This is a genomic window from Microbacterium sp. NPDC056234 (assembly GCF_042267585.1).
GTDB lineage: Bacteria > Actinomycetota > Actinomycetes > Actinomycetales > Microbacteriaceae > Microbacterium.
Map to the genome: position 1 here is coordinate 21,470 of NZ_JBHJTE010000005.1, position 17,936 is coordinate 39,405.

Annotated in this window: 14 protein-coding genes; 3 read left to right on the forward strand and 11 right to left on the reverse strand. The window is 69.1% G+C overall.

Translation table 11 applies throughout. From position 1 onward, the window contains the following. Positions 1-87 precede the first annotated feature (87 nt). On the reverse strand, positions 88-2,547 hold the full coding sequence (locus ACFCYE_RS13875; RefSeq protein WP_376179613.1) for an FG-GAP repeat domain-containing protein: 2,460 nt from the start codon (positions 2,545-2,547) through the stop codon (positions 88-90). A 110-nt stretch (positions 2,548-2,657) separates the two neighbouring features. Beyond that, positions 2,658-3,731 (reverse strand): glycosyltransferase, encoded by a 1,074-nt coding sequence (locus ACFCYE_RS13880; RefSeq protein WP_376179615.1) that lies wholly within the window; start codon positions 3,729-3,731, stop codon positions 2,658-2,660. 85 nt (positions 3,732-3,816) lie between these two features. On the opposite strand from ACFCYE_RS13880, the gene ACFCYE_RS13885 reads away from it, so the two are divergent. Both ACFCYE_RS13885 and ACFCYE_RS13890 read left to right on the forward strand, forming a co-directional pair. Next, complete coding sequence (locus ACFCYE_RS13885) at positions 3,817-5,583, forward strand: DUF4012 domain-containing protein (protein ID WP_376179616.1); 1,767 nt, start codon at positions 3,817-3,819, stop codon at positions 5,581-5,583. 145 nt (positions 5,584-5,728) lie between these two features. Further along, positions 5,729-6,412: a hypothetical protein gene (locus tag ACFCYE_RS13890; protein WP_376179617.1), complete on the forward strand. Its 684-nt coding sequence runs from the start codon at positions 5,729-5,731 to the stop codon at positions 6,410-6,412. A 132-nt stretch (positions 6,413-6,544) separates the two neighbouring features. Here the strand turns inward: ACFCYE_RS13890 and ACFCYE_RS13895 are convergent, their stop codons facing one another. The 6 genes from ACFCYE_RS13895 to ACFCYE_RS13920 all read right to left on the reverse strand — a co-directional run bounded on the left by ACFCYE_RS13895 (position 6,545) and on the right by ACFCYE_RS13920 (position 12,425). Then, the gene (locus ACFCYE_RS13895) at positions 6,545-7,993 is read right to left on the reverse strand and encodes an LCP family protein (protein ID WP_376179619.1); all 1,449 of its coding nucleotides are present in this window, start codon (positions 7,991-7,993) and stop codon (positions 6,545-6,547) included. Continuing rightward, the gene (purE, locus tag ACFCYE_RS13900) at positions 7,990-8,457 is read right to left on the reverse strand and encodes a 5-(carboxyamino)imidazole ribonucleotide mutase (protein WP_376180149.1); all 468 of its coding nucleotides are present in this window, start codon (positions 8,455-8,457) and stop codon (positions 7,990-7,992) included. The genes ACFCYE_RS13895 and purE overlap by 4 nt, the downstream gene beginning before the upstream one ends. 98 nt (positions 8,458-8,555) lie before the next feature. Further along, a complete protein-coding gene (locus ACFCYE_RS13905) occupies positions 8,556-9,713 on the reverse strand; it encodes a 5-(carboxyamino)imidazole ribonucleotide synthase (RefSeq protein WP_376179620.1) in 1,158 nt (385 codons plus the stop codon). A gap of 24 nt (positions 9,714-9,737) precedes the next feature. Then, positions 9,738-10,292 (reverse strand): PH domain-containing protein, encoded by a 555-nt coding sequence (locus ACFCYE_RS13910; protein ID WP_376179622.1) that lies wholly within the window; start codon positions 10,290-10,292, stop codon positions 9,738-9,740. Between the two features lie 68 nt (positions 10,293-10,360). Then, a complete protein-coding gene (locus ACFCYE_RS13915) occupies positions 10,361-11,113 on the reverse strand; it encodes a biotin--[acetyl-CoA-carboxylase] ligase (protein WP_376179623.1) in 753 nt (250 codons plus the stop codon). 28 nt (positions 11,114-11,141) lie between these two features. Further along, complete coding sequence (locus ACFCYE_RS13920) at positions 11,142-12,425, reverse strand: CDP-glycerol glycerophosphotransferase family protein (RefSeq protein ID WP_376179624.1); 1,284 nt, start codon at positions 12,423-12,425, stop codon at positions 11,142-11,144. Positions 12,426-12,475: 50 nt separating this feature from the next. Between ACFCYE_RS13920 and ACFCYE_RS13925 the strand changes: the two genes are divergently transcribed. After that, positions 12,476-13,543 carry a glycosyltransferase family 2 protein gene (locus ACFCYE_RS13925; RefSeq protein ID WP_376179625.1) on the forward strand — a complete coding sequence of 356 codons (1,068 nt, stop codon included), beginning with the start codon at positions 12,476-12,478 and terminating at the stop codon, positions 13,541-13,543. Between the two features lie 6 nt (positions 13,544-13,549). Here the strand turns inward: ACFCYE_RS13925 and ACFCYE_RS13930 are convergent, their stop codons facing one another. From ACFCYE_RS13930 to ACFCYE_RS13940, 3 genes are all read right to left on the reverse strand, one after another. Beyond that, positions 13,550-14,986, reverse strand: coding sequence for a CDP-glycerol glycerophosphotransferase family protein (locus ACFCYE_RS13930; protein WP_376179627.1), 1,437 nt, complete (start codon positions 14,984-14,986; stop codon positions 13,550-13,552). Next, the gene (locus ACFCYE_RS13935; protein WP_376179629.1) at positions 14,983-16,254 is read right to left on the reverse strand and encodes a CDP-glycerol glycerophosphotransferase family protein; all 1,272 of its coding nucleotides are present in this window, start codon (positions 16,252-16,254) and stop codon (positions 14,983-14,985) included. The genes ACFCYE_RS13930 and ACFCYE_RS13935 overlap by 4 nt, the downstream gene beginning before the upstream one ends. A 65-nt stretch (positions 16,255-16,319) precedes the next feature. Beyond that, entirely contained in the window at positions 16,320-17,870 is a 1,551-nt protein-coding gene (locus tag ACFCYE_RS13940; protein WP_376179631.1) for a S1C family serine protease, read from the reverse strand. Positions 17,871-17,936 lie beyond the last annotated feature (66 nt).

Sequence of the window (17,936 nt, forward strand, 5' to 3'; positions counted from 1 at the left end):
CGAAAGCGACGACATCCGCCATCGCGGCATCCAGTATCCCATGCGCTGCTGAGTCTTCTGCCAGGACACGTCCGTCAGCGAAGTTCGTCAGCCGACGCTGCTGATCGTCGTCCAGCCTGTGCCGATCTGCTTGCTCGTCTTCCAGCCGCCCTTGCCGTCGCCCGCGTACAGGTACATCGTCCCGTTGCTGTGGATGCCGAGGACGTCCGCACGACCGTCGCCATCGAAGTCCCCCGGGCCGACGATCCTGGCCATCGAGCCCCAGCCGACGCCGATCTGCACCGGAGCCGAGAACCCGCCCCTTCCCGTCGTGGGGTAGACACGGAGAGTTCCGTCCTTGAACCGGGCCATCAGGTCGGCGCGCCCGTCACCGGTGAAGTCGCCGACGTGCACGATCTGATCCGCGATGTTCCAGCCGTTGCCGATTCGGGCCCCCACGCCGGACGCCCACCCGCCCTTGCCGTCGCCGCGGTAGAGGAACATGTCGCCCTTCGAGGTGACGGCGAGAATATCGGTCCGACGGTCGCCATCGAAGTCGATTCCGCCGAGGACGTGGACGAACTTGTCCCACTCCTGGCCGATCCGCTTGCGGTCACCATAACCGCCGCCGCTCTTACCGGGGTAGAACCAGAACACGCCGGCACTGTCGATGCGGCCCAGATCCCGGACCCCGTTTCCGTCGAAGTCGCCGATCGCGATCACCTTGTCGCGCGGGCTCCAGCCGCCGGTGACCTTCTTGACGCCGCTCCAGCCGCCCTTGCCGTCGCCGCCGTAGATGCGAACCTCGCCGCCCGTCGTCACCGCGACGATATCGTTGCCGGCAGCGCCATCTGCGTTGCCGACGCCGGCGGCGAACGCGCGGGGCTTGCTCACCGCGGCACCGGCGCTGCCCTTCGTGGCCAGCTTGTGCCAGCTGGTTCCGACGACGCCGATGCTCGTCGGGTAGGCGGTGCCCCGGCCCTCGAAGGCCATGAGCCGGCCGTCTGCCGTATGCGCCAGCAGATCAGGCGATCCGTTCCCGGTGAAGTCACCCGGGCTGAAGATGGCCGTCATGCTCTTCCAGCCGTTGCCGATCTGGATCTTGCCGCCGCTCCAGCCACCGCGCCCGTTGCCGGGGTAGAGGAAGAGGCCTCCGGCGCTGTCACGCGCGATGAGATCCGGCTTCCCATCGCCGTTCATGTCGATGCCACCGATCAGCTGACTCATGGACGACCAGCCGGCGCCGATCGAAACGGGAGAACGGAACCCTCCGCGGTCGTCGCCGGCACGCAGGAGCAGCCGTCCGCGGGAGTCGGTGGTGAAGACGTCGGGGACGCCGTCCCCGGTGAAATCTCCCGCGGGTACGACCGCCGTGACGCCGGACCAATCCCCTCCCAGGGCCTTGGGCGCCGTCAGGCTCGTGGATCCGCCGCCGTAGAGCGCCGAAGGTTTTCCGTTCGTGCCGACGGCGATGAAGTCCCGGTGACCGTCTCCGTTCAGGTCACCCACTCCGAAGAAGGACTTCAGCGCGCCGAGTCCGCTCGCCATCTTCACGCTCGCGCCCCACACGCCCTTCGCGTACGGGTAGCCCCAGACGTTGCCTGCCGTGTCAGCGCTGACCACGTAGGCAGACGTGTTGGCGGAGGTCAGCTTGGGCGGTGCAACCGGGGGCGCAGTCGGCGCCGGCTTCTGCGTCGACCCGAACCAGTCGGTGAAGTAGTTGTAGAAGTTGCGGTTGCCGTATGCACCACAGGGCTCGGCCGAGCCGTACCCCGCGCGCAGCGCCGCAGCGTTGGGCTGATAGGGCGTGTAGTAATACATCGCCGAGGTGGCCTTGTTGGCGATGTATACCGGCGAGCGTCCGCAGGAGTCCTCGACGTCGTACTTGATGTTCCAGGTCTTCCCCGGCGCGTACCAGGTGAAGTAGCGCCCTTCCATGTACAGCTGCATCTGCCGCGCCGCGCCGTAGACCTGCGCGAAGAAACCGGCGAACTTCACATCGCACGGGGCGGTATCAGGACACGCCTGGCCCATCGCCGCGTTGTATCGCCAGTCGCTCGGCCAGGTGTGCGTGACCAGCGCCTGCTCCTTCTGCAGCATCACGATCAGCACCTGGGGATTGATGCCGCAGGACTGCGCGACCCGATGGATGATGCGCGCGGCCGTCTCACCCGATGACGCCGTGTACCCGGCGCAGTACTTGTCGGCCGCTTTGGTCTGGCTCGAGGTCTTGAGGTCCTTCAGACACGTGTACCCCGAGCGGCAGGATTTCACCTTGCTGTTGAGGAACGTCTGGATCTGCGCCTCGGTCATCGTGGACTTGCTCGTGAAGACGGCGTCGCTGATGATGTTGCCCGCGTTGAAACCGGCGAGAGACGTCTTCACGATCCCGCTGACGGCCGGATCACCGACGGCCCGACTGACCGACACCGCCGTCCCCGTGGTCGCGGACGTCGCGGCGGACGCCGGCAGGACCGTGCCGATCGTCACCGCTATCGCGGCGACGAAGACTGTGAGGATTCGGGCGATCCTGGGCACGTTTCGAGGGCGTGGGGCACGACGAGACATGTGACCAGTGTGACGCACGTGGCGACATTATCCGGTGTGACGCGCCCCGCGCGTTCGCCGATTCGCTGCGTGTCGCCCGTTTTCAGCAACCTCTCAGCACGTTCCAGCGCTCACAGCTCGGCGTGCAGCGCCCAGACCCGCTCGGCGGTGCTCGCCCAGGAGAACGCCCGTGACCGATCGCCCGCGAGTACGCGAAGCCGCGCATTCCCGCTCCCGACGGCATCCGCCACGGCATCCGGCAGGTCCGCTTCCGACACGACGATGCCTCCGTCCGCGATGACGTCTTCGTGCAGTCCGCCGTCGACCGCGATCGCGGGGACACCCAGTGTCATCGCTTCGACGGCACGCCAGGGCCAGGCCGTCAGCGCGCTCGTCGCGACGAACGCGCGCGCACCGGAGATCACTGCCGCGCGGTCAGACGTGTCCAGCCGCCCCGGCACGTGCACGCGCCGCTCCGGCAGCCCGGCCGCTGAGGCGAGCTCCGCAAGCTGCGGCTCGGCTCCGTCCTGGACTCCGAGCACCACGGCATCCGTTCCGGCGGCGACAGCTGCGCGGAACCCGTGCTCGTACGACTCCCCCGACCCGGCGATCACGACGTACTCCTCCGGCATTCCGACGCGCGAGCGCCGCGCTGCGGCGTCCTTCGACACGGAGAGATCGGATGCCGCGGCGCCGGCGATCACCCGTACACGATCGCCGAATCTGGCGTAATCCTCGAGCCGATCGACGAAGGCGTGCGACGGCACGACGATCACATCGGCGTGCCTGGCCGCGCGACGCAGCATGCCCCGTTGCCACGCGACTGCGGGCTTGGCCATCGCCTGCGGTGCCTCCCAGGCGTTCAGGTCCCACAGCGTGACCACGGTCTGGTCCATGTCGTGCACCCGGTCGTGCTTGACCAGCGGCGCCATCAGCGACGGCGAATGGATCATCCCGCCGCCGACCGCCGGAGCGATGCCGAGCTGCCAGGATGCCGCGAGCTCCCGCCGCTGCAGAGCCAGCGTGCGCACCTCCCCCAACCCGCGGATCTCGGGCCTCGCGCCGGCCGGAACGATCGCGTCGACAGTGCACTCCCGCGGCGCCGTGGCGATGAGTCCTGCGGTCAGCTCGAGTGAGGCCCACGCGACGTCCGGCGAGACGATCTGCGCGAGCTGATCGAGAACGACACGCAGCTGAGCACCCATAACAGAAGGGTAGACGGCGTCGAGCTCTTCCTCGGGACGCGCGCCAACGATCGCTCCGGTCGCGCGGGCATGCTTGAATGCTCACGTGAGCGACGGACGACTCCCCCGGCATCGCAGACGATGGCTGGGCTGGACCATCGGCACGCTCGTCGTGCTCCTGCTCGTCGCGATGGGCTGGGTCACCGTCCGAGGGATCGGTGCGGCCCACGAACTGCAGGCGGTCTCTGACAATACGGCAGCGCTCAAGACGGCCGTCGCCGCTCAGGATCTCGATGGCGCGCACGCGATCGCCGATCGCATCGCAGGTCACGCGGCGGAGGCCGCCGATCTCACCAGCGACCCCGTCTGGCGCGGCTTCGAATTCGTGCCCTGGGTCGGACCGAACTTCACGGCGGTTCGCGAGATCGCCAGGATCGCGGATGCGGTGGCGGCCGATGCGCTGACCCCGGTGCTGGATGCTGCGGATGAACTGGATCTCGCCGATCTGGGATTCACCGGCACCACCATCGACCTCGCCCCGTTCGCCGCCGCCCAGGAGCCGCTCGGTCGCGCCGACGCGACGCTCTCCGACGCCCTCACCCGGGCCAGGGCGATCGACGCCGGCGCCACGCTCCCACCGCTGCAGGACGCGGTCGGGCAGGTTCTCGGCTCGGTCGAAAAGGCTGCGACGCTGGTCGGCACGCTGCACGGCGCGTCCGTGCTGCTGCCGAGCATGCTCGGAGCCGATGGGCCACGGTCGTACGTCGTGGCGATGCAGAACAACGCCGAGGTGCGCTCCTCCGGCGGCATCGTCGGCGCCCTGGCACTGGTCACCGCCGATCGCGGCAGCATCCGGATCGTGCGCAACGCCTCGACGACCGACTTCCCGCCCTTGGAGGCCCCACTCGAAGTCAGCGAGCCGAACGTCGCCCTGTTCGAGGAGCAACCGGGACGGTATCTGCAGAATCTCACCAGCATCCCGCAGTTCACCGAGGCGGCACCTCTGATCGCGACGCGCTGGACGCAGCAGTTCGGCGGCACCGTCGACGGTGTCGTCGCCGTGGACACCGTCGTCGCCCAGCATCTCGTCGCGGCCACCGGGCCGGTGGCCTTCGGACCGTTCACGGCCGACGGGGACAACATCCTCGGCATCCTGCTCTCGGAGATCTACAGCACCATCCCGGATTCCGCAGCTCAGGATGCCGTCTTCGCCCAGGCATCCGCTGCTCTGCTGGGCGCCGCCTTCTCCTCCGGCGAGACGCAGGCCCTGCTGGGTGCCCTGTCCGCGTCCGCCGACGAGGAACGCATCCGCATCTGGAGCGCTCACGAGGACGAGCAGGCCAAGCTCGCGACCACATCCCTCAGCGGTGCGCTCCCCACCGATGACGACAGCACGACCTGGGTCGGCGCCCTGTTCAACGACACCACCGGCGGCAAGATGGACTACTACGCCGACGCGGCGTTCACCGTCGCCACCGGTGTCTGCGTCGGCGAACCGATCACCCGCCTCGAGGCGACGTGGACCAACGGCGCCCCGGCGGATGCTGCCACCGCGCTGCCCGAGTACGTCACCGCGGCCGGCTGGTACGGCGTCCCGCCTGGCGAGACCCGCACCCTCATAGCCCTCTACGGCCCGCAGGGCGCGACTCCCGTGCGGATCGACCGCGACGGCACCGAGGAGCAGGTCCAGACGGCCGTGATCGACGGGCGAACGGTGCTGCAGCACTCGGTGCAGCTGGCCCCGGGGGAATCGACCACCATCACGGTCGATTTCACCGGCACAGGTGCGGGTGAACGGCTCACCGAGGTCGGGCACACGCCCCTCATCCGCGACCCGGAGGTGACGCGCGAATCCATCGATTGCGGGTCGTGACTTTCCGACCGGCATGCGCTAGTGTCGACCCCACTGGGGAATATCGGACTCTGCCATCCTGCCGTGGGGGCAGGAAGGGTCCACGCAGTCGAATGCAGGGGTGTGTTCGGGTGTGATTCCGCGTGCATCTCTCTGGGGGAGAATCATGCTGAAGAAGATGGCCGTCATCGGCCTTACCGCGGGTGCGCTCTTCCTTGCCGCGCCCACCGCCGCCACTGCCGCGTCGTTCGAGACGCCAGCGCCGGTTCCGACTCCGCAGAAATATGCGGAGACACCGCGCGTCTCGGTCGGGCATCCGATCATCGACACCTGCGAGGCGTCCACGATCACGTTCGGAGCAGGGTATTTCCTGCCCGGCGAACGGGTCGACGTGTCGGTGTCGGGGCTGAATGCCGCCGCGGCGCGCATCTCGGGCGACATCGCGGCCGGGGACGGCAGTCTCGTCGTCTCGTTCCGCCCTCCTTCCGACGGTGAGGGGACGTACTCGCTCACGTTCTCGCGCGCTGCGCGCACCGGGGGTTCGACCGCAGGCGACCCCGCCGCGAGCACGCTGGCCGATGCCGCCGTCTCGACCGGTTACACCGCCACGATCACCGTCGTCGGCGGTGGCATCGGATCCGACTGCGAGCAGGACCCCGCGCCGGCACCGGCCGGCACCGAGCTGCCGCTGACCGGCTCCTCCGCGTCGACGGGGTCCACCGGGTCCGGGATGGAACTCGCACTGACCGGCGGTTCTCTGTCACCGTGGATCATCGGCGGCGGCGCTTTGGCGCTCACCGCCGGCGGCGTCCTCGTCGCGGCCGGCGCCGCGCGTCGACGCCGCGTCTGAGTCCGGTCGCTGCGCGCGGCGACCGGGCCGGCCGGGCGACGACGGCCCTCCCCCTCCGTCCGTCGTCGCTCAGTGCCGAGTCGATGGGCTCGTGGAGCGTGGGGCTCCGCGAGCCCATCGGCGCGCCTGCGATCAGGAAGACGGATCCGGCGTCGCCGTCGGCGGGTGCAGCGTGTCCTGGATCACCTGGCGGATGTATTCGTAGTCGGGGTCCTGGTCATCGATTCCGTTCTCGGGCGTGAGCTCGATCGACGTGACCGCCTGCGCCTTGGCCTTCACGACCAGGTCGAAGAACTCCGGCAGCTTGTCCTGGGGCAGATCGGTCTTCACCAGCGCGGTGCCGGCTGCGGCGATCTCGTTGAAACGCGTCAGCACGGTCTGCGGTGTGAACTGCGCGAGAATCGCCTCCTGCAGCTGACGCTGGCGCTTCATGCGATCCCAGTCGTTCGTGGTGTACCGCGACCGGGCGTACCACTGCGCGGTGTCGCCGTTCATCATCTGCTCGCCCGGTTCGATCCAGCCGATGGCCCAGTCCTCGGCCGGCTCGCCGGTGTACGACGGTCCGCCACCCTTGGGCAGGCGCTTGTCGACGGTGATCTGCACGCCGCCGAGCGCATCGATGAGGTTCGCGAAGCCGTTCATGTCGATGAACACGTAGTACGGGATCTCGACGCCCAGGATGCCTTCGGCCGCGTCCTTGGTGGCCTCGATGCCCGGCTCCGAGCCGTTCGCCTGCGCATCCGGATACAGCTCGGCTCCGTCATTGCACACCTCGACCTCGGTGCGCAGCTGATTGATGCCGCTGCCCCAGCCGCAGGTGGAATCGTTGTGGCTCTCGTGACCGTTCGGATACTTGTCGTGCATCGGGCCCTCCGCGAACGGGAAGCCGGGCATGTCCCGCGGGATGCCGGTGATCGTCACGGCACCGGTGTCGGCGTTGACCGAGACGACGGAGATGCTGTCGTAGCGCATCGAGTCCCGGCCCTCGCCGCTGTCGGCGCCCAGCAGGAGGATGTTGTAGTAGCCGTCGCTGGGCGGAAGACTCGGTCCGCTCTGGGTGAAGATCGACCCCAGCGTGTCGCGGCTGGATCCGACGACCGTCGCGGCGTACCCGGTGCCTGCCCCGACGAGACCGAGGATGACGAGCATCGCGACGGGGATGCCGAAGCGCGACACCGTCGACACTCGCACCAGGCGCACGAGACGGAGTGTGTCGATGGCGAGCACGATCCAGAGCACCAGGTAGCCCACCAGGACCACCTGCACGATGGTGAGCAGAATGGTGGACACCCACCCTGCCCCGACCGTGAGCCAGAGGAACGTCGGGCGGGCGAACAGCGCCAGCCCGACCGCGACGATCGCGAACAGCCAGCCGAAGAGCGTCGCACCCAGCGCGAAGCGCCCGAGTCGGCGGTTGCCCGCGAGCACCTGCGCCGATCCGGGCACGAGCACGTTCAGCGCCACGAGCCACCACCCGCGCCGCGCCATGAACCCGGAATCGTTCAGATCCGGATTGCGCATCGGACGCGTCTCGATGATGGGACGAGCACCGAATCCGGCGCGCGGCGCGGCGATGGTCACAGCGAGTCCTTCAGCCGCTGGTTCTTCTCCGCCACCTGCCCCTCGAGCGTGCGGGCGTACTCCTCGATCCGGTCGGCGACCTCGGCATCCGCAGACCCGATGATCCGAGCGGCGAGGATCCCCGCGTTGCGCGCGCCTCCGATCGACACGGTCGCGACGGGGATGCCTGCCGGCATCTGCACGATGGAGAGCAACGAGTCCATCCCGTCCAGATACGCCAGCGGCACGGGGACGCCGACGACGGGCAGCGGCGTCATGGAGGCGAGCATCCCCGGCAGGTGCGCAGCACCGCCGGCGCCCGCGATGATGACGCGGAGGCCGCGCCGGCGAGCATCGCGCGCGTACTGCACGAGCTTGTCGGGTGTCCGGTGCGCGGAGACGACCTCGACCTCGTGCGCGATACCGAAATCGGTCAGCGCCTGCGAGGCGTCGCTCATGATCCGCCAGTCGGAATCGGAACCCATCACGACACCGACGAGGGGCATGGCAGAGGAGTGCAGCGGCTCAGTCACTCACCCAGGGTACGGTCTGGCGGCTCACGATCCGCTGAACGGCGCGGACATCAACGGAAGTGCTCGGCCGCGGCCCTGGCCACGAACACCGCGTCATCCAGGTCGTCGCCCGTGGCGTTGACGTGGCCCACCTTGCGTCCCGGGCGCGGAGCCTTGCCGTAGGTGTGGATCTTGGCACTCGGCTGATCGGCCATGGCGTCCGCGAATCGCGAGTCGAGTGCGCCTTCGACCGGACCGCCCAGGATGTTGATCATCACCGACCACGGCGCGCGGGGCGTCGTCTCACCCAGCGGCAGATCGGCCACCGCGCGCAGATGCTGCTCGAACTGAGAGGTCACCGAACCGTCCTGACTCCAGTGTCCGCTGTTGTGCGGTCGCATGGCGAGCTCGTTTACGAGGATGCGTTCGTCATCCGTCTCGAACAGCTCGACGGCGAGCATTCCCGTGACGCCGAGACCTTCGGCGATGCTGCGCCCGATGCCCTCGGCCACCTCGACCAGTCGAGGCGTCGTTCCGGGAGCGGGAGCGAAGACCTCCGCACAGACGCCGTCGAGCTGCACCGTCTCCACGACCGGGTATGCGACCATCTCACCGCTGGGCCGCCGCGCGATCTGCTGCGCGAGTTCGCGGACGAAGGACACCAGTTCCTCGACCAGGAGCGCTCCGCCGTCGAGCGCCTCGAACCAGTCGGCGGCCTCTGCGGCATCCGACACGACCCGGACGCCCTTGCCGTCGTATCCGCCGCGCGGCGTCTTCACGACAGCACGTCCGCCATGGTCGTCGAGGAACGCCTGCAGGTCGTCCGGCGTCGCGACCGCCGCCCAATCGGGCTGCGGCACGCCGAGTTCGGCGAGGCGGGCGCGCATGTCGAGCTTGTCCTGCGCGTACTTCAGAGCATCGGGGCCGGGGTGAACAGCGACGCCCTCGTCGACGAGCGCACGCAGCACGTCCTGCGGCACGTGCTCGTGGTCGAACGTGACGACGTCGACGTCCTTCGCGAACGCACGGACCGTCTCGAGATCGCGATAATCACCGACCGAGGTGGCGGCCAGCTCGGCCGACATCCCCTCGGCCTCCGCCAGCACCCGCAGTTCGAGCCCCAGCTCGACCGCAGGCGCGATCATCATCCTGGCCAGCTGGCCACCGCCGATCACACCCACACGCAACGCCATTCGAGCTCTCCGTTCGTCACGACCATTCTTCCGCATCCTGGACGCGACTGCGGGCGCCGATCAGGCGGTGGGCCCGGTATCGGACGCGGACTGCGCGTCGCGGTGCGCGAGGATCTGATTGACCTCGATCTGATCCACCAGCGTCTCGTGCACGAGCGTCACCGTCGGCACGTTGGCCAGGCGCAACGGCGCATCGACGCCGTTGGACAGCGTGATGGTCCCCGCTCCCCACAGCCGCTGCAGGATGCCGCGGCGCACCGTGATCGTGTACCCGCGAACATGCGTCATCTCGCGCCGGTGACGGGCGCCGAGCCCGGACTTCACGATCACACGACGCGTCGTGATCACGTACGTCCGGGACAACCAGACGAGGTAGGGGATCACGACGCCGACCAGCAGCAGGAGACCGGCGGCCGCCAGCAGCATCCAGTCCTCGAAGCCGGCGGGGAGATTGTCGTAGAAATAGGCCGTCGCGCCGAACAGCGCGATGAGCAGCAGGGCCGACCAGAGCAACCGACGAGGCTGGCTGCGGAAGCGCGCGATGAGCAGCTCTTCGCTGGGCGCTCCAGGCGGTGGCATCATCGGCCGACCGCCGAGCGTCACTGGCTGCGTCATGCCTCCATTGTGACCGAGGCGGGCGACATCACCCGACTCTCGACGGCGTGTCAACTCCAGTCGCGTCGTCAGACCAGGCGCGCATGGACGACGTCACCGGCCGCGATCGGATGCCGCTGCCCACCGGTCTCGACGATGAGCCGTCCGTCGGCTTCGAGACCGACGGCGGTGCCCTGCAGCACTGCGCCGTCCGGCAGGGAGACCTCCACAGGACGTCCGAGGCTCAGGCAGCGTGCTTCGACGGCGACGCGGAGCCCCGCGGCATCCGCGTCCCCTGCGGCGACCAGGTTCACGAGGGCCTGGTCGAGACCGACGAGGAAGTCGCGCGCGAGCCGGTCGAGGTCCGCCACCGCGCCGAGCACGGCGAAGGAGGTCGCGGTCTCGACGGGGAGCTGATCGGCCGTCATGGCGGTGTTCACGCCTGCGCCGACGACGACGGCTCCGTCTGCACCCTCTGCGAGGATGCCGCAGATCTTGCGGCCGTCGACCAGCACGTCGTTGGGCCACTTCACCCCGACCTCGTGGTCAGGGAGTTGTGTGGCCACTGCATCCGCCATCGCCATGCCTGCGGCGAGCGGGATCCACCCGAGGGATTCGGCCTTCGGCAGATCACGCAGCAGAACCGAGATCGCCAGGGCCGAACCGGCCGGAGTCGTCCAGGTGCGATCGAGCCGGCCGCGTCCGGCGGTCTGGTGGGTCGTGAGCAGGACCGTCAGATGCGCGGCATCCGCCCTCTGCTCGCGCAGCTGCGCGTTCGTGGACGGAGATTCCTCCACGACGACCAGCCGGGAGGCGACAGCGTCCGCGAGGGGGAAGTCCATATGCCCACTGTATAGACGACGTGGCGGGTCAGTCCTCGCCGTCCTTTGCTTCTTCGTCATCATCGTCCTGATCGTCCGGGACCGCGCCGATCTCGCTCGCACGCCACTGGTCCCACTCCCCCATGAGGCGCTCGATCGCCGCGTGGAACTTGGCCGTCGCGACACCGGGCGTCGTGTCGCCGAAGTAGTGCTGCACCCACATGCGCAGCTTCGTGATCGCCGCATCATCGGCGCGGACGCGGTCGACCTCCGCGACGATGTCGTACGCCCCGTCGACCGTGAGCCACTCGCAGTCGGAGAGGTATCCCCTGGTGTCGACCGACGCCCGCTCGTCTGCCGGGCGCGTGATCATCAGCGGCTTCCCCGCCGCGAGCCGGTCGTAGACCATCGCCGAGATGTCGACGATCGCGACATCGGCCGAGGCGAGCTGCCACCCCAGGTCCGGTCCGTCGTCGTAGATGTGATGCGCGGTGGCATCGGCCGCGTTCGCCGCCTCGATCGCCGACAGGATGCGGCGATGCGCCGCCCCGTATTCGTCATCCACGACGCCGCTGCGCGGATGCGGGCGATAGATCACGCGATGCGACCCCGTCGCGAGGAGCTTCTTCACGAGCGTCTCACCGTGCGTCGCGATCGAGCCGTAGTGGGCGCTCGGACGATCGCCCTCCCACGTCGGCGCGTAGAGCACGACCGTACGGCTGTCGGGGGTGTACGGCAGCGTCCCGGAGTAGTGGTCGGCCTGCGGACGGCCGATCTCGATCGTGCGTCGATCAATGTCGTAGTCCCACAGCGTGCGCGACAGCCGGTCCCTTGCCGCCTGGCCGGCCACCAGGGCGAAGTCGTACGCCTTGTACTGGTTGGTGGTCATGTACATCTTGTCGGACTCGCCGTGGTTGATGAACACATGCCAGCGACGTCCGTAGCGGAACATCTGGAAGTTGCGGGTGTTCTGATTCACGTACAGCACGATGCGGATGTCCTGCTCGGCGATGAATCGCTCCAGGTTGCGCACCTTCGGCACGAAGGCGACCGGAGGACCATCCTCGTCGAGGAGCTTCTCCGCACCGGTCGCGCTGCGGGACAGCACGACGACCGGCCACAGCTTCGACAGTTCGGCGAGCGGTCGATACCACTGCCGCATCTGGTACATGTTGACCGCGCCGTCGGCGAAGTACACGGCGACCTTGTAATGATCGCGGGGGTGCGGCGGCAGTGCGGCCAGGCGACGACGCACCCGCTGCACAGCGGACCGCGACGCCAGCGCGCGCCGGAGCAGTCGGTACGCCTTCTTTCCATCGGACACGAGACTCACCTGTCAAGAGTACCCAGGCACCCCACCCTGCCTCGTGGCATGATCGGGGGGTGCTCGACAACGAAACGACAACACCTTCTCCTGGTGTCACGTTCGTCATGCCCGTTCTGAACGAGCGGGACTATCTTCAGCACGCGGTGGAGTCCGTCCTCTCGCAGCAGATCGCCGGGGAGACCGAGCTCGTGCTCGCCCTCGGCCCCTCCACGGACGGAACCACCGAACTCGCTCGGACACTGGCCGCGCAAGACGACCGGATCCGGCTCGTCGACAACCCCGCCGCCGATATCCCGGTAGGACTCAACGCGGCGATCCGCGCCGGTCGCCACGACACGATCGTCAGGGTCGACGCGCACTCGGAGCTCTCCACGGGATACGCCGCCCGTGCGCTGGAGACTCTGGCACGGACCGGAGCCGCCAACGTCGGCGGCGTCATGCACGCCGAGGGCCGCACCCCCTTCCAGAAGGCCGCCGCATGGGCGTACAACTCCCCGATCGGGCTCGGCGGCGGCGCGTATCACGGCGGAGCACGTGAGGGCGAAGCCGAATCCGCCTATCTCGGCGTCATGCGTCGCGGCGTGCTCGAGGAGGTCGGCCTCTTCGACGAGAGCATCCGCCGCGGCGAGGACTGGGAGCTGAACCTGCGCATCCGTCAGGCAGGACACCTGGTCTGGTTCGATCCTGCGCTGTCGGTGACCTACTGGCCGCGCGAGAGCTGGTTGCGCCTGGCCAGGCAGTTCCGCGCGACCGGCGCCTGGCGCGGTGAGCTGGTGCGCCGGTACGGCCGTCGCAACGGCCTGCGCTTCTTCGCGCCCCCTGCTCTCCTGGCGAACCTCATCGTCGCCCTGCTGATCGGCGTCCTGCAGCTGACCGGCGTGCTGTCCGGCGTACCATCGCTGATCGCGTGTCTCGCCTACCTGCCCCTGGTCGCCTATGCGGTCCTGGTGATCGCGATGGCGCTGACGCCGGGGCGCAGTTTCCGCGAACGGCTCTGGACCCTGGCTGTGCTGCCCACGATGCACCTGGCGTGGGGGTGGGGGTTCCTCGGCGGGGTGCTCCGCGGCGCCAGAGGCACCGTGGATGCGTCACGGCTGGGCACGCGCAACACCCCGTTGCCCTAGCGGTCCTCAGGCTCCGACGAATCCCAGATCCAGGATGCGCGATACCACGCGCTGCGCGGCATGCCCGTCGTCGCGCGTGTTGAACTGCCGGCGCCACGCGTCGTAGCGCTCCGCGTGCTTCTCGGCGAGCGTCGGATCGGCCAGCGCCGCCACGAGTTCGTCCTGCGTGCGCAGCAGCGGTCCGGGGGCGCGCTCGGCGAGGTCGAAGTAGAACCCGCGCAGGCGCCCGCGGTAGTGCTCCAGATCAGGCACGAGGAAGTGCATCGGCTTGCCCGTGACGCTGAAATCGAACATCACCGACGAGTAGTCGGTGATCAGCTCGTCGGCGATCAGGAGCAGTTCGGCGGTCTGCGGGTAGCCGGTGACGTCGATCACCCGGGCGCCGTCCTGGTCACGACCGGGCTTCAGGGTCCGGGAGTGCCCGCGCACCAGCACCACGGCATCCGCGTCGTGCGCCAACTGCTCCGGATCGACGAAATCCACGATCTCGGTGCGGTCGTCGCGCCAGGTCGGCGCATACAGCAGCACCCTCTCATCGGGCCGGATGCCGAGGGCAGCGCGCAGGGCGACCGCATCGCCGTTCACGAGCACATCGTTGCGCGGGTATCCGTCGACCCAGATCGGTTTGCCGAAGAACGCATATGCCTTGGCGAGAATGCGCTCCGAGTACCGGTTCTGCGCGAGGAGGACGTCCCAGCGGCGGGACTCCTTGACGACGGCGGCCATTCGGCGCGGATCGAAGCCCGGCCGGTGCAGAGCGAGACGCTTGAGCGGCGTGCCGTGCCAGGTCTGGAGCACGCGCTGTCCGCGCTTGCGGACGAACCGCCGGCGCAGCCAGTCGTTGACGACGAGCAGGCGCGCGGACGCTCGTGCCCGCCACCACTCCGGGCTGCCCTCCACGACGGCGATCGCGCCATCGGGGACGGCAACGGACAGGTCGACCACGCTCCAGTAGCGCGCGACCTCCGGTGCGCGTTCGGCGAGCTCCCGATCGATCGCACGCGGGTTGCAGCCGGCGCTCTGGCCGTAGAAGCTTTCGAAGAACACCGCGTTCTCGGTGCCGCCCGGCTGCGCCACGTAGCGCTCCTCGAGAGTGCGCTGGCCCTCGGGTGACAGATGCACGGCGTCCAGCGGCGGGTCGATCGTGACCGACGCACCGCGCACCTGGATGCCGAGACCGGCGAGAACCCGCCGGCGGAGCGACGCATCGTCGAGATCAACGCCGGAGATGTGCAGCTCGTACTCCCCCGACGGCAGCGGCAGCTCATCGCCTCCGAAACGCGCGACGTGCAAGGGGAAGATCACCCGCCATGCACCGGCGTCGCCCGTCACCTCGCCGACGACACGAGCGCGGGCACCCTCCAGCAGGGCGGAGACGGGACGCGCGCCGGCGCCAGCGACGACGAGCGCTTCACGCTGCTCATCGATCTCGGCGGTGGTCATGGATGCTCTCCCTCGTTCGCGGCTCGCGCGGGTGCTGCTGCGCCCCTGGCGCGCATGACCCGGTAGACCCGGTCGGTGTTGTGTCCGTCGCGATAAGCGTGCATCCGCTCGCTGAGCGCGGCGGATCGCGCCGCACGTGCGGCGAAGACGTCGGCGTCCGTCAGGAGCTCGTCCAGTTGAGCCAACGAGTCGTCCCAGCACGATGCCTCATCGCCGTGCGTCACCTCATCCAGACGGCCGTAGAACCCGCGGCTGCGCGCATACTCGGCCGTGTCAGGCGTCAGATGCACGACCGGCATCGCCAGCAGTCCGACGTCGTACGCGAGAGACGAGTAGTCGGTGATGAGCACGTCGATCGCCGGCAGCGCGCCGGTGACATCGGCCAGTACGGCGGACCCCAGCATCCGCACGCGCTCCGTGGGCAGCGGCGGCGTATAGCCGCCTTCGCCGAGCGGATGCGAGCGCACCAGCAGCACCGCGTTCCTGCGTTCGAGCAGCGTGATGATCCGCACCCACTCGGCAGCGGACGGCACGGCCGGATCCGGCGCGCCGTCACGCCAGGTCGGTGCGTACAGAATGGTGCGGGCGCCGTCGGGGACGTCGATGCCCGCGGATGCCAGGAGGATGGATGCCGCGGCGCGCCGCTCGGCGGCCGTGCCCTTCGAGAGCACGTCGACTCGGGGCTCCCCCGTCACGACGACACGGTCGTCGCCGAGACCGAACGCCGATTCGAGGCGGCCCCTGGCACGGTCCGATGCGGCGGGCAGCACGTCGATGCGCTGCGCCGACGAACGGTACAGGCGTCCGATGAGCGAGCGCAGCGCCGCAGCGCCCGGAACCCTCGGCACCTGCGTCGTGGCCGGGGAGTCCAGTCCGATCCGCTTCAGCGGGATGCCGTGCCACAGCTGAACGGTGAATGCTCCCGCGCCGCCGTATCGATTGACATCGCCGAAGCCGTGCGTGACGACGAGGACTCCCGCGCGAGCGGTCGTCCACCAACCGGCCAGGCTCTGCTTGCGGATCGTCCGGATGCCGAGGGCGGCCGCCTCGTCCTGCTCGCGTGCGGACGATGTGAGCCAGACGGCGTCGTGACCGGCATCCGTCGCCACGCGCCACAGCGCGAGCGCGCCGTCGCCGATGCCGGCTCCGCATCCGAAGACCCAGCGCGATCCCCGCGGGATCAGGCAGGCCGCGATGCGCCCCGCGGCATACAACGGAATACGCAGGAGCTTCGCCGCATTGCCGGTGCCGAAAGAGAAGGACGCCACCCCGCGAGCCTATCGCGCGGGGTGGCGTCCTTCGTGTGCGACGGGTGGAGGTTCCGCCCTGGGTGTCAGAGCGAGAGCTTGCCGAGCTCGACCTCGATCTCGTAGGTCTTGCCGTCGCGGACGTATGTCACGTTCGCGGTGCTGCCCGCGGCCGCCGCGCGCACCTGGGCGGTGAGGTCGCTGGCACCGGAGATCGGCGCGCCGTTGAATTCGGTGACGACGTCGCCCTCCTTGAGCCCGGCCTTCTTGGCGGCACCGCCGTCGGTGACGCCGGCGATGTAGGCCCCGGAGATGTCGGCGTCCGCCGAGTTCGCCGCGTCGCTGACCGATGCGCCGAGCAGACCGTGCGTGGCCTGGCCATCCTCGATGAGCTCGTCGGCGATGCGCTCGGCGACATTCGACGGGATCGCGAAGCCGACACCGATCGAACCGGACTCCTCGGAGCTGGATGCCGTGGCGATCGCCACGTTGATGCCGATGAGCTTGCCTTCGCCATCCACGAGAGCGCCGCCGGAGTTGCCGGGGTTGATGGCCGCATCCGTCTGGAGGACCGCGATCGAGATCGTCCCGTTGGAGCTCGGCTGCTGCTGCTCGAGGCCCGGGATGTCGAACTGGAACGGACCGCCCTCTTCGCCGTCGCCCTCGCCGTTCGGGCTGTCCTGCTCCGCGCTGTCCGGCAGAGCCGAGGAGGCGATCTCGATACTGCGGTTCAGCGACGAGATGATGCCGGTCGTGACCGAGTTCGCGAGACCGAGGGGCGCTCCGACCGCCACGGCGGTCGCACCCACGTTCACCTCGGACGAGTCGGCGAACTCGATCGGCGTGAGTCCCTCGGCGTCGGTGAGCTTGAGCACCGCGAGGTCGTAGATCGGGTCCGTGCCGACGATCGTCGCGGCGTAGATGCGGCCATCGGAGGTGGTGACGCGGATCGTCGGGTCGGCGGCCGCTCCGCCGAGGGTCGCGACGTGTGCGTTCGTCAGCACATAGCCGTCCTCGCTGAGGATCACGCCGGAGCCGCTGCCCGCCTCGCTGGTGCCCTGGACGGCGATCGTGACGACCGATGGCAGCACCTTGCTGGCGACCGCGGTCGCCTCGTTGACGTCGTCGGGATTGTTCACGGTGACGGTTCCGGGGCCCTGGGCGGAACTGCTGACCGGCTGCTGCCACATGGTCGAGCCGAGGTAGCTCGTGCCGAGCCCCGCAGCCCCGCCGACGAGAGCAGCGGCGACGATGACGGCCGCGACCTTGCCGGCACCGAAGGGCTTGCGGTCCTTCGTGGCGATCGGCGTCACCGGAGCGGTCTCTCCGATGGGGGTCGTCGGCTGGTCGGCAGCCGGGTAGGAGCCGGAGGTCGTGCCGTGCGGGGAGACACCGGCCTGGGTCGCGCCGGCGCCGAAGGCGGCGCCCTGCGGGGCGACCGGCGGAACGAAGCCGCCTGTCTGCGCAGTCACGGCGTGCGGCGCCGGCCGCTGCGTCGTCGAGGCCTGCGACGCGAAGGTCTGCGGAACCTCGTGCCCGCTGGGTACCGCGGGGCGCGTCGCCGCCTGGTTGCTCGCGGCTGCGCTGTTCGCGGCCTCCGGCGTGGACCCGGCGGTGGGTGCGTTCTCTTCGTTCATGGTCTCTGCTCCTTCAACAAGGTGCCTTCAGACTGCCCGCCGAGTCTGTGTGTTCCTTATGCCTGA

Excerpts from the sequence above, each read along its gene's own strand:
- ACFCYE_RS13875 (WP_376179613.1), bottom strand. The coding sequence starts at position 2,547 with ATGTCTCGTCGTGCCCCACGCCCTCGAAACGTGCCCAGGATCGCCCGA.
- ACFCYE_RS13880 (WP_376179615.1), bottom strand. The coding sequence starts at position 3,731 with ATGGGTGCTCAGCTGCGTGTCGTTCTCGATCAGCTCGCGCAGATCGTC.
- ACFCYE_RS13890 (WP_376179617.1), top strand. The coding sequence starts at position 5,729 with ATGCTGAAGAAGATGGCCGTCATCGGCCTTACCGCGGGTGCGCTCTTC.
- purE (WP_376180149.1), bottom strand. The coding sequence starts at position 8,457 with ATGGGTTCCGATTCCGACTGGCGGATCATGAGCGACGCCTCGCAGGCG.
- ACFCYE_RS13905 (WP_376179620.1), bottom strand. The coding sequence starts at position 9,713 with ATGCGGAAGAATGGTCGTGACGAACGGAGAGCTCGAATGGCGTTGCGT.
- ACFCYE_RS13910 (WP_376179622.1), bottom strand. The coding sequence starts at position 10,292 with ATGACGCAGCCAGTGACGCTCGGCGGTCGGCCGATGATGCCACCGCCT.
- ACFCYE_RS13915 (WP_376179623.1), bottom strand. The coding sequence starts at position 11,113 with ATGGACTTCCCCCTCGCGGACGCTGTCGCCTCCCGGCTGGTCGTCGTG.
- ACFCYE_RS13930 (WP_376179627.1), bottom strand. The coding sequence starts at position 14,986 with ATGACCACCGCCGAGATCGATGAGCAGCGTGAAGCGCTCGTCGTCGCT.
- ACFCYE_RS13940 (WP_376179631.1), bottom strand. The coding sequence starts at position 17,870 with ATGAACGAAGAGAACGCACCCACCGCCGGGTCCACGCCGGAGGCCGCG.